12 protein-coding genes are annotated in these 10,573 nt (G+C 67.6%); 7 read left to right on the forward strand and 5 right to left on the reverse strand.

Annotated elements, in window-relative coordinates; translation table 11 throughout:
- On the reverse strand, positions 1 to 425 hold a 425-nt coding region (locus AC1DXV_RS25620), incomplete at its 3' end, for a type IV pilus assembly protein FimV (protein WP_477873349.1).
- 190 nt (positions 426 to 615) lie between these two features.
- On the opposite strand from AC1DXV_RS25620, the gene AC1DXV_RS25625 reads away from it, so the two are divergent.
- The 3 genes from AC1DXV_RS25625 (at position 616) to AC1DXV_RS25635 (ending at position 3,010) form a co-directional block, all read left to right on the forward strand.
- Positions 616 to 1,395: an oxepin-CoA hydrolase, alternative type gene (locus AC1DXV_RS25625; protein WP_477873351.1), complete on the forward strand. Its 780-nt coding sequence runs from the start codon at positions 616 to 618 to the stop codon at positions 1,393 to 1,395.
- 12 nt (positions 1,396 to 1,407) lie between these two features.
- Positions 1,408 to 2,112, forward strand: a complete 705-nt coding sequence (locus tag AC1DXV_RS25630) for a histidine phosphatase family protein (RefSeq protein WP_477873353.1) — start codon at positions 1,408 to 1,410, stop codon at positions 2,110 to 2,112.
- Positions 2,113 to 2,494: 382 nt separating this feature from the next.
- Entirely contained in the window at positions 2,495 to 3,010 is a 516-nt protein-coding gene (locus AC1DXV_RS25635) for a helix-turn-helix domain-containing protein (protein ID WP_477936203.1), read from the forward strand.
- Positions 3,011 to 3,017: 7 nt separating this feature from the next.
- On the opposite strand, the gene AC1DXV_RS25640 is transcribed toward AC1DXV_RS25635, so the two are convergent.
- Entirely contained in the window at positions 3,018 to 3,794 is a 777-nt protein-coding gene (locus tag AC1DXV_RS25640) for a class II aldolase/adducin family protein (protein ID WP_477869275.1), read from the reverse strand.
- 93 nt (positions 3,795 to 3,887) lie between these two features.
- On the opposite strand from AC1DXV_RS25640, the gene AC1DXV_RS25645 reads away from it, so the two are divergent.
- The 3 genes from AC1DXV_RS25645 to AC1DXV_RS25655 are packed head-to-tail and all read left to right on the forward strand — an operon-like array spanning position 3,888 to position 6,969.
- Positions 3,888 to 4,592 (forward strand): Crp/Fnr family transcriptional regulator, encoded by a 705-nt coding sequence (locus AC1DXV_RS25645; RefSeq protein WP_047502687.1) that lies wholly within the window; start codon positions 3,888 to 3,890, stop codon positions 4,590 to 4,592.
- A gap of 37 nt (positions 4,593 to 4,629) precedes the next feature.
- Positions 4,630 to 5,721, forward strand: coding sequence for a phosphotransferase family protein (locus AC1DXV_RS25650; protein ID WP_477869277.1), 1,092 nt, complete (start codon positions 4,630 to 4,632; stop codon positions 5,719 to 5,721).
- Positions 5,722 to 5,754: 33 nt separating this feature from the next.
- Entirely contained in the window at positions 5,755 to 6,969 is a 1,215-nt protein-coding gene (locus AC1DXV_RS25655) for an acyl-CoA dehydrogenase family protein (RefSeq protein WP_477869279.1), read from the forward strand.
- A gap of 4 nt (positions 6,970 to 6,973) precedes the next feature.
- Here AC1DXV_RS25655 and AC1DXV_RS25660 read toward each other — a convergent pair whose 3' ends face one another.
- The gene (locus tag AC1DXV_RS25660) at positions 6,974 to 7,732 is read right to left on the reverse strand and encodes a hypothetical protein (RefSeq protein ID WP_477936205.1); all 759 of its coding nucleotides are present in this window, start codon (positions 7,730 to 7,732) and stop codon (positions 6,974 to 6,976) included.
- A 75-nt stretch (positions 7,733 to 7,807) separates the two neighbouring features.
- Between AC1DXV_RS25660 and AC1DXV_RS25665 the strand changes: the two genes are divergently transcribed.
- Positions 7,808 to 8,500 (forward strand): glutathione binding-like protein, encoded by a 693-nt coding sequence (locus AC1DXV_RS25665; protein WP_047502679.1) that lies wholly within the window; start codon positions 7,808 to 7,810, stop codon positions 8,498 to 8,500.
- A gap of 33 nt (positions 8,501 to 8,533) precedes the next feature.
- On the opposite strand, the gene AC1DXV_RS25670 is transcribed toward AC1DXV_RS25665, so the two are convergent.
- Positions 8,534 to 9,601 (reverse strand): ABC transporter substrate-binding protein, encoded by a 1,068-nt coding sequence (locus tag AC1DXV_RS25670; protein ID WP_477871511.1) that lies wholly within the window; start codon positions 9,599 to 9,601, stop codon positions 8,534 to 8,536.
- An 11-nt stretch (positions 9,602 to 9,612) separates the two neighbouring features.
- Positions 9,613 to 10,573: NAD(P)/FAD-dependent oxidoreductase (locus tag AC1DXV_RS25675; RefSeq protein ID WP_477936207.1), on the reverse strand; the 961-nt coding region annotated here is incomplete at its 5' end.

Here is a 10,573-nt window from a genome sequence, read left to right on the forward strand (position 1 = left end):
GTCGGGCGCAGCGCCGGCTCGCCCTGCGGCGCGATCACGCTGGCCAGCGGCGAGGCCGAGGGGTCGGGTTGATCGGAAATGTCAGGCAGCGCGTTGGCCGGTGCCACGGCGGTGGCCGACGGCGGGTCGGCGAACACCACGTAGTTGCGCGACAGCCGTGTCGGACAGCCAACGTTCAGTGCGATGCCGACCACCGGTTCCTCGACCGGCACGGTGGTGGTGATGCGCAGCCGGCGTTCATTGCTGCCGGGCTGGCCCTCGATGCGCACGCGCACCGACAGCGAAGACAGCGCGTGGTCGCCGATCGACACATCGGCCTTGACGCACGAGGCTTCGATGCGCTCGTCGGGCTCGAGCCGCAACATCACGGCGAAGTTGAGCGGGTGGCCGAGGGTGGTGGCGCCGAGCGTGTTGCCGAACCCCATCGCAGTCGCTTGTCCCGTGGGCAGGAGGCCCAATGCGAGGCTGACTGCGAGCGAGTTCGGGAATCTCTGCATTCGAATGAGCAGTTGATTGATTTTTTGACTCTAGCATGAACCTTCCTGCGGCGATCTCCGCAATAACGGGCATGATCGCGCGCCATGCGCTTGGCGCTGTCTGACGAATGGTGTGGCCATGCCCTCTGAATTGCGTGCCGAACGACGCGACGGCACCCTGGTGCTGACGATCAGCGACCCCGCTTCCCGCAACACGCTGTCCGAGCAGGTCTTCACCGCCGGCATCGAATCGCTGGGCGTGGCCGAGTCCGACCCCGAGGTGCACTGCGTCGTGCTGCGCGGCGACGGCGAGCACTTCTGCGCCGGCGGCAACCTGCAGCGGCTGCTCGCGAGCCGCGAGGCCCCGCGCGACGTGCAGGCGGGGATGCTGGAGCGCTTCCACGAGTTCGTCGAGGTGCTGCGCGTGTTCCCGAAACCGGTGATCGCAGCGGTCGAGGGTGCGGCGGCGGGGGGCGGCTTCTCGCTGGCGCTGGCCTGCGACCTGATCGTCGCGGCCGAGAACGCGCGCTTCGTGATGTCGTACGGCCGCATCGGGCTGTCGCCGGACGGCGGCTCGAGCTGGCAACTGATGCAGCGCCTGCCGCGGGCCGTGGTGCTGCAGATGCTGTGGCTGGCCGAGCCGATGGGCGCGGCGCAGCTGCAGGCGCTGGGCCTTGTCAATTGGGTGACAGACAGCGGGCAGGCGCTGAACCAAGCTCTGGCGGTGGCCGAGCGCCTGTCCCGGCTGGCGCCGAACGCGGTGTCCAGCGTGAAGGAGCTGGTCAATGCGTGGCCCGGGCGCAGCCTCTCGCAGCAGATGGCAACGGAGCGGGATCACTTCCTTGAGAACTTCTTTCATCGCAACGGCGGCGAAGGCCTGCAGGCCTTCCTGGACAAGCGCGAGCCGCGCTTCGAGTAGAGCGAGGGCGGCATGAGCCGTTCAATCCCGAAGCGTCGACGCATCTATCTGATGCGGCATGGATCGGTCGACTACTTCCGTGAGGATGGCAGCGCGGTACCGCCCGACACCGTCCCGCTGAACGCCGTCGGCCGCGACCAGGCCGATGCGGCCGGCCGGCTGTTCGCGCAATGCGGCGTGCGCTTCGACAGCGTGCTGGTCAGCGGGCTGCCGCGCACCGTCGAGACGGCGGCGCGTGTGCTGGCCGCGGGCGCGCAACCGGAGTTGCACGTGCTGCACGAGCCGGCGCTCGAAGAGATCCGCCCCGGCCGCCTGGCCGACATCCCGAAGCACGAGCTCGAGGCCGCCTTCCTCGGCGCCTTCCGCACCGGCCCCGACGTGCAGTCGCAGCGCTTCCTCGGCGGCGAATCGGTCGGCGAGCTGCTCGATCGCGTGCTGCCGGCCTTCGACGCGCTGCTGGCGCGCAGCGACTGGCAATGCCTGCTGATGGTGATGCATGGCGGCGTGAACCGCGCGTTGCTGTCACGCGTGCTGGCCGGCGAACGGGCCTTCTTCGGCCGCCTCGAACAGGCGCCGGCCTGCATCAACGTGATCGACGTCGGCGCGAGCGACCAGATCGTGCGCGCGGTGAATCTCGCGCCCACGCAGTGGCTGCACGAGCGCGAGACGATGACGACGATGGAGAAGCTGCTGGCGCAGTTCCTGCGACAGACCTGATCTCGATTTCATCACCTGTTTTTCCGAACAGCTCCTTGGCACCAAGCCGCTTGTTCACTAGACTTGCCGCTGGTCGTCGGATCTCACGGATCTCCGCGCTGTTCATTTCCATGCTCCGACTTTCCCCATAATTTTTATGGTTAAATCGGGCATCGAAAATGAAGCGTCCCAACGGTGCGTCAGCGAGTTGGTCGCTGGTGCAGACAGCCAGGTGGATCCGGTTTCTCGTTCAGCAGGGCTCCGTCGAATTCGACAGAGCCGGGCATGCGGAGCAGCGAGGCGACGAGCGCGGAGTCTCAGACAGAAATCCGAACTGCGTCATCGTCAGTTGCTGGACCAAACGAAGGTGATCACCTTGAGACATCCATTCAACGCTGACCCCTTGCCGACGGTATGGCTGTTGAACGGCTTTGCTCTGACCGTCGACGGTGAACGCGAGCTTGTCAGGTATGAACGCCTGGGAGGACTGATCGCCGCGTTGCATGCATGCCTCCTGCTGAAGCCGGCCTTGTTGAGCGCCCCTGAGATCACTTACCTGAGGCGTGCGCTGGACATGTCCCAGGCCGATCTGGCACAAGTGCTCGGGGCCACCGATCAGACGCTGTCGCTGTGGGAGCGTGGGAGCCATCCCATGGCAAGAGCGAGCGACACGTTGCTGCGCAAGCTGTGTGTTGAAAGCAAGGCCTTCGCCGCGAAGATCCCGGCCCGGCAGACAAGGGTCCAGGCACTCTCGCGATTGGCGCTGGGCACCGGACAGTTCATGTATGAGGGCAAGCTGGTGGATGACCAATGGTCATTCGAAGCCCAGCCGTTGCGTCAGCCCACGCGTTCAGCGAAGGCCTCATTTGCATTGCCCATCGAGCCCGCTCGTGGAGCGCGCAGCGCGCGACAGGGCTGACGCCGGATTAGCGCCGATACCCATCGTCGATCCGATCCAGCCGCCGCAGCAACCCCGGCCACGTCAGCGCCCCCGCCCCGACACCCCGCGTCGCCCCCCTCGCCTGCTCCGCCGCGGTCTGGATGATCCGCGGATCGACATGCGTCAGCGGCACGCCCCCGGCCATCGCGCGGACCTGGATCGTGCACACCGCCTCGAAGAAATACATCGCGAGCAACGCATCGGCAATCGTCGGCCCGAGCGTCAGCAGCCCGTGGTTGCGCAGCATCAGGTAGTTGGCGCGGCCGAGGTCCTTCACGAGCCGCGGCTTCTCCTCGTCGCGCAGCGCGACGCCTTCGTAGTCGTGGTACGCGAGGCTCGACAGGATGAAGATCGACTGCTGCGACAGCGGCAGCACCCCACCCTGCTGCGCCGACACCGCGACACCATTCAGCGTGTGCGTGTGCAGCACGCACTGCGCATCGTGGCGCGCCGAATGGATCGCGCTGTGGATCGTGAAGCCCGCAGGGTTCACCGGGAACGGCGAGTCGTCGAGCTTGTTGCCCTGCAGGTCGATCTTCACCAGGCTCGACGCGGTGATCTCGTCGAACATCAGCCCGTACGGGTTGATCAGGAAACGGTCTTCCTCGCCCGGCACGCGCGCGGTGATGTGGGTAAACACCAAGTCGTCCCACTTGAAATGCGCCACCAGCCGGTAGGCCGCGGCGAGATCCACGCGGGTCTGCCATTCGGCATCGCTGACCCGGCCTTCCTTGCTCGGGATGTCCAGCACTCGATCGCCCATGGTGTGCTCTCCTTGTGAAGGGAATCCGCGCACTCTTTCAGCAATCACCTTCGTGGACAATGAGGTCGCACCCTGTCACGTCAGAGACAAAACATGAATACCCCCGTTCTTACAATCGATGAGCAGGCCAACATCGAATCGGGTTCGTGGTTCTCCAAACTCTCGCAGCCATTGCGCAATGCCATCCTCTCGCGGTCCATCGTGCGCCGCGTGCACGACGGCGCCTTGCTCTCGTCGCGCGGCGAGGCGGCCGACGAGTGGTGCGGCGTCGCCAAGGGCGCGGTCCGTGTCAGCTCGGTCTCGCTGTCGGGCAAGCAGATCACGCTGACCTACGTGGAGCCCGGGCTGTGGTTCGGCGACATCTCGCTGTTCGACGGCCTGCCGCGCACGCACGACGCGAACGCGCATGGCGCGACCACGCTGCTGGTGGTGCGCAAGGCCGATTTCCGCGAGCTGCTCGCGCAGCACACCGAGCTCTACGAGGCACTGCTGAAGCTGAACTGCCGCCGGCTGCGCCTGATGTTCGACGTGGTGGAAGACCTCAACACGATGCCGCTCGCGGCGCGGCTGGCCAAGCAGATCCTGCTGCTGTCGCGCAGCTACGGCATCGAGCAGGGCCAGGAGATCCGCATCGGGCTGCAGCTCGCGCAGGAAGACCTGGCGCAGCTGCTCGGCGCGTCGCGGCAGCGCGTGAACCAGGAACTGAAGGGCTTCGAGCGCGACGGCGCGGTGCGCATCGAGCCGACACGGCTGGTGGTGCTGTCGAAGGACAAGCTGCTGGCGATCTCCGAGCGCTGACGCTCGAACGCTGACCCTGGAACGCTGACACGACCGCATGGACGCCTACACCGGAACCAAACCCGTCGCCGACTCGCATGCGTTCGACATCGCCGCGCTGCAGGCCCACTTGCAGGCCGCGCTGCCGGGCTTCGCCGGGCCGCTGCAGGTCGAGCAGTTCAAGGGCGGCCAGTCGAACCCCACCTACAAGCTGGTGACGCCGTCGCGCTCGTACGTGATGCGCACCAAGCCCGGCCCCGCCGCGAAGCTGCTGCCGTCGGCGCATGCGATCGAGCGCGAGTTCCGCGTGATGCGCGCGCTGCACGGCAGCGCCGTGCCGGTGCCCGAGATGCTGCTGCTGTGCGAGGACGAATCGGTGATCGGCCGCGCGTTCTACCTGATGGAGTTCATCCCGGGCCGCGTGCTGTGGGAGCAATCGCTGCCCGGCTTCGAACCCGCCGAGCGCGGCCGCCTGTACGACGAGATGAACCGCGTGATCGCGGCACTCCACCAGGTGGATGTCGCGGCCGCAGGCCTGGCCGACTACGGCAAGCCGGGCAACTACTTCGAGCGCCAGATCGGGCGCTGGAGCAAGCAGTACCAGGCCTCGATCACGCAGCCGATCGACGCGATGAGCGAGCTGATGCAGTGGCTGCCGGCCCACATGCCGGCCAGCGCGCGCGACGAATCACAGGTGTCGGTGGTGCACGGTGACTTCCGGCTCGACAACCTGGTCTTCCACCCGAGCGAGCCGCGCGTGCTGGCGGTGCTCGACTGGGAGCTCTCGACGCTCGGCCACCCGCTGGCCGATTTCAGCTACCACTGCATGTCGTGGCACATCCCGCCCGGCGCGTTCCGCGGCATCGGCGGGCTCGACCTGGCCGCGCTCGGCATCCCGAGCGAAGCCGACTACGTGCGCCGCTACTGCGAGCGCACCGGCCGCGCCGATCCGCAGGCGGTGATGGCCGACTGGAACTTCTACATGGCCTACAACCTGTTCCGCATGGCCGGCATCCTGCAAGGCATCGCGAAGCGGGTCGAGGACGGCACCGCGTCGAGTGCGCAGGCGCGCCAGGCCGGCGCCGGCGCGCGGCCGCTGGCCGAGATGGGCTGGCGAATTGCCCAACATCGCGCACAACAAGGCGCCTGACAAGGCACCTGAACACTCCCCGGAGACCCGAGCATGGACTTCAGCTACTCCCCTCGCACCCAGGAACTGCAGGCCCGCGTGGCCCGCTTCATGGACGAGCACGTCTTCCCGGCCGAGGCCGCCTTCAACGCCGAGATCGAGGCCAACACCCGCGCCGGCAAGCGCTGGACGCCGCTGCAGCTGATCGAAGGGCTGAAAACCAGGGCGCGCGCACAAGGCCTGTGGAACCTGTTCCTGCCCGAGAGCGAACTCGGCGCCGGTCTCACCAACCAGGAGTACGCGCCGCTGGCCGAGCTGATGGGCCGCGTGCCCTGGGCCAGCGAGGTGTTCAACTGCTCGGCGCCGGACACCGGCAACATGGAGACCATCGTGCGCTACGGCACGGCAGAGCACAAGAAGCGCTGGCTCGAGCCGCTGCTCGACGGCAGGATCCGCAGCGCGTTCGCGATGACCGAGCCCGACGTGGCCTCGTCGGACGCGACCAACATCGAATCAAGCATCCGCCGCGACGGCGACGAGTACGTGATCAACGGCCGCAAGTGGTGGATCTCGGGCGCCGGCGACCCGCGCTGCGCGATCTACATCTTCATGGGCAAGACCGATCCCGAGGCGCCGCGGCATTCGCAGCAGTCGATGATCCTGGTGCCGGCCGATGCGCCGGGCGTGAAGGTGGTGCGGCCGCTGCCGGTGTTCGGGTACGACGACGCGCCGCACGGGCATTGCGAGATGACCTTCACCGACGTGCGCGTGCCGGCGAGCAACATCCTGCTCGGCGAGGGCCGCGGCTTCGAGATCGCGCAGGGCCGGCTCGGGCCGGGGCGCATCCACCACTGCATGCGGCTGATCGGGCTGGCCGAGCGGGCGCTCGAGCTGATGTGCCGGCGGGCGTCATCGCGCGTCGCGTTCGGCCGCAAGATTGCCGACCAGGGCGTCACGCGCGAGCGCATCGCCGAGGCGCGCTGCAAGATCGAACAGGCCCGGCTGCTGACGCTGAAGGCGGCGTGGATGATGGACGTGGCCGGCAACAAGACCGCCAAGGGCGAGATCGCGATGATCAAGGTGGTGGCGCCCTCGATGGCCTGCCAGGTGATCGACTGGGCGATGCAGGTGCACGGCGGCGGCGGGATGAGCGATGACTTTCCGCTGGCGTATTTCTACACGGCGGCGCGCACGCTGCGCTTTGCGGACGGGCCCGACGAAGTGCACCGCAATGCCATCGCGAAGATGGAGTTGGGCCGCTACGCGTGACGCGTCAGTGCCTCGACTGATCCTTCGGATCGTCGGGGCCCAACTGGGTCTGCCACGCGGTCGACGAGGTGCTCGGCCAGCCGCTGGCAGCGCCCTCGCCCGCGCCGACACCGCCGGCCACCCGCACCGCCTGCAGCACGGCCACMTCGAACAGGCCGACCGCCTGGCGCACCGACGCGAGATCAGGATCGGCGAGCTGCATGCGCAGGTAGACCCGGCCGCGCAACAGCATCAGCACGAACGGCGGCTCCTGCGCCAGCAGGTTGCCGCTGGCGTCTTCGAGCTGCCGTGCCAGCGCGCCCTCGACCCACGAGGCCGCCACCTGCGGCGTGTTGCCGACCAGCCCGAAGCGCATGCGCACCGCCTTCGAGGCCGCGAACGTGACCTTCGCGAACATCGCGAGCCAGCGCATCTCTTCCGGCGTCGCGCCGTCGATCACGGTCTGCGTGCTTTCGGTGAAGCGCTCGAAGGTCTGGCGCTCCAGCGTCTCGCGCAAGGGTTGCGACAGCAGCAGCACCTGCAGGTTCGGCGGCAGGCCGAGCTCCATGCGCAGCCGCAGTTCATGGGCTTCGATGTAGGGCCGCTGCGGCGAACCCCATTCGAGGCGCCACGGCTTGCTGTCCATGCCGCCGTCGATGACGAAGCCTTCTTCCTCGCGCACGCGCTTGAAGGCCATCTTGTTCTCGCGGGCCCATTCCGACACCGCCCGCCAATCCGGGCCGTCGGGCTTGCCAGAGATCAGTCGTTTGATCGCGTCGAGCATGAAGGCCGTGCTTGAACTAGAGTCGCATCCACGCAGCACGCCCGTGCTGCAGACAGTCGACCTGAGGAAGACAAGATGATCGAAGTGTATTCGTGGGCCACGCCGAATGGCCACAAAGTTCACATCATGCTGGAAGAGTGCGGGCTGCCGTACAAGGTGACGGCGGTGGACATCGGGGCCGGCGATCAGTTCAAACCCGAATTCCTCGCGATCAGCCCGAACAACAAGATCCCGGCGATCGTCGATCCCGATGGTCCGGACGGCCAGCCGATCTCACTGTTCGAGTCAGGCGCCATCCTGATGTACCTCGCCGGCAAGACCGGCAAGCTGCTGCCCACCGGCACCACCGAGCGCTACCAGGTGCTCGAATGGCTGATGTTCCAGATGGGCGGCGTCGGCCCGATGCTCGGCCAGGCGCATCACTTCCGCATCTACGCGCCCGAGAAGATCGAGTACGCGATCAACCGCTACACCAACGAGGCGAAACGCCTCTACGGCGTGATGGACAAGCGGCTCGCGAAGTCGAAGTACATCGCCGGCCCGGCGTACAGCATCGCCGACATCGCGATCTTCCCGTGGCTGCGCTCGTGGAAGAACCAGGGCATCGACTGGAACGACTTCCCGCACCTGAAGGGCTGGTTCGACGAGATCGCCGCCCGCCCCGCGGTGCAGCGCGGCGTTGCGGTGCTGGCCGAGCACCGCAAGCCGCTCAACGACGAGAAGGCCCGCAACGCGCTGTTCGGCAAGCAGCAGTACGAGCGGCGCTGACTTCTCTATCTGACGCCGCCTTCTGTCGACCCTCTACTTCTCGATGGTCTTGTTCCAGCGCGCGTTCCATGCAGGCCGGTTCGCGTTGATGCTCTCCCAATCGAGCGTCACCGCGTTCTTCATCCACTGAGAGATCTGCGCGACCTGCGTGGCCCCCTCGCCGACCGCGGGCGCCTTCGGGTTGGTCGGGATCTGGCTGCCGTACTGCAGCACGTTGGCCTGTGCCAGCGGGCTCAGCAGGAACTCGGCGAGCTTCTGCGCCAGCTCGGGCTCGTTGTTGTTCGCGATCACGCACTGGCCGACCATCAGCACCACCGAGCCTTCCTTGGGCTGCGCGTACTCCACCGGGATGCCCTTCACCTTGAGCGCCGCCACCGCGGTGGGCGTCAGCGGGAACAACGCGGCCTCGCCGGTCTGCACCATCTCGGAGAGCTTGGCCGAGCTCGGGATGTACTCGAGCACGTTCGGGCCGATCTTGTCCGGCCAAGCCTTGAAGCCGGGCTCGACGTTCTTGTCGTTGCCGCCCTGGATGCGGTTGAACATCAGGAATCCGTGCAGCCCGAACGACGAGGACGACACCGACTGGAACACCACCTTGCCCTTGAACTTCGGGTCGGCGAGGTCCATCCACGAGGTCGGCGCGGCCCAGCCCTTCTCGGTGAACATCTTCTTGTTGTAGGCGAGGCCCGTCATGCCCAGGCTCACGCCGCTGGCCATGTCGCCCTTGAAGCGCGCGGCCGGGTACAGGTCGTTCAGCGCCGGGCTCGGCCGCTGCTTCTCGCACAGCCCCATGCCGATCGCGCGCACCATGATGCCGTCGTCGAGGAACATCACGTGCATCTGCGGCTTGTCCTTGTTGGCCTGGGCCTTCGCGAGGATGTCCGACGAGGTGCCCGGCACGACGACGACCTTGGCGCCGTACATCTTCTCGAAGGCGGGGAACACGTACTGGGTGTACGCCTTCTCCATCGTGCCGCCGTTCATGCCGATGTAGATCGTCTTGGCCTGTGCGTGCGCAGCGCCGGCGGACAGCAGCGCGGCCGCGGCGGCTGCGGCACCCAGCAGGTGACGGCGGGCACGGAGCGAGGAAGTGCTTGGCATGGTCGATCCTTTCAACGATGAGACAACTCGGGATGTGATGCGGGCGCGGAGGCCGTCGAGGGCGTCGGCGGCGCGGCAAACCGCTCGATACCGAACGCGGCGATCGGCGTGCTGGTGTGGCCGTCGCGGGCCAGTTCGGCCAGCACCTCGCCAACGGCCGGCCCGATCTGGAAGCCCGCCCCCGCGAAGCCGAAGCCGTGGATCAGCCCGGGCATCGTGCGGCTGCAGCCGAGCACCGGTTCGCGGTCGGGCAGGTAGCCTTCGGTGCCGCTCCAGGTGCGGATCAGCTGGGCATCGCGCAGCGCGGGGATCAGCTCGATCGCCTGGCCGGCCAGCGTGGTGATCGCGTCGCGCTCGGAGCGCGCACGGTCGGCATCGAGCGCGAGGCCCGCGCCGCCGCCCAGCACCAGGTTGCCGCGCGCCACCTGGCGGCAGTAGATGCCCCCGCCCTCGACGCCGAGGCTCCAGTCCATCAGGTGCGGCAGYGGCTCGGTGACGGCCATCGCCGGGTGGCCGGAGTGCATCRGCACCGGCTCGCCGAACTGCGCCGCGAGCTGCCCGGCCCAGGCGCCGGCGCAGTTCAGCAGCAGCGGCGCGTGCACCTCCAGCGTGTTTCCCGACCTCAGCGTGAACCCATTGCGGTCGCCGATCACCTCGTCGACCGGCGTGCGCTCCAGCACCACGGCCCCCGCCTGCTCGGCGGCACGCGCGAACGCGGGCGAGACCAGCCGCGGGTTGGCCTGGCCGTCTTCACGGCACAGCGAGCCGCCGACCGCCTTCGCGCCCAGCCACGGGCACAGGGCGCGCAGGCGCTCGCCGGAGATCAGCTCCAGCTCGAGGTCGAAGCCCTGGGTCATCGTGCGGTAGCGCTCCAGCGAGGCCATGTCGGCCGCGCTGCGCGCGATCTTGAAATGGCCGCTGCGCACGTATTCGCCGTCGGTGCCGATCAGCTCCGGCAAGCGGCCCCACAGC

This window comes from Rhizobacter sp. P3_C12 (assembly GCF_056402735.1).

What these genes read in the sequence shown, in the direction of transcription:
- AC1DXV_RS25625 (WP_477873351.1), top strand. Translation starts at nt 616, where the DNA reads ATGCCCTCTGAATTGCGTGCCGAACGACGCGACGGCACCCTGGTGCTG.
- AC1DXV_RS25630 (WP_477873353.1), top strand. Translation starts at nt 1,408, where the DNA reads ATGAGCCGTTCAATCCCGAAGCGTCGACGCATCTATCTGATGCGGCAT.
- AC1DXV_RS25640 (WP_477869275.1), bottom strand. Translation starts at nt 3,794, where the DNA reads ATGGGCGATCGAGTGCTGGACATCCCGAGCAAGGAAGGCCGGGTCAGC.
- AC1DXV_RS25645 (WP_047502687.1), top strand. Translation starts at nt 3,888, where the DNA reads ATGAATACCCCCGTTCTTACAATCGATGAGCAGGCCAACATCGAATCG.
- AC1DXV_RS25650 (WP_477869277.1), top strand. Translation starts at nt 4,630, where the DNA reads ATGGACGCCTACACCGGAACCAAACCCGTCGCCGACTCGCATGCGTTC.
- AC1DXV_RS25655 (WP_477869279.1), top strand. Translation starts at nt 5,755, where the DNA reads ATGGACTTCAGCTACTCCCCTCGCACCCAGGAACTGCAGGCCCGCGTG.
- AC1DXV_RS25665 (WP_047502679.1), top strand. Translation starts at nt 7,808, where the DNA reads ATGATCGAAGTGTATTCGTGGGCCACGCCGAATGGCCACAAAGTTCAC.
- AC1DXV_RS25670 (WP_477871511.1), bottom strand. Translation starts at nt 9,601, where the DNA reads ATGCCAAGCACTTCCTCGCTCCGTGCCCGCCGTCACCTGCTGGGTGCC.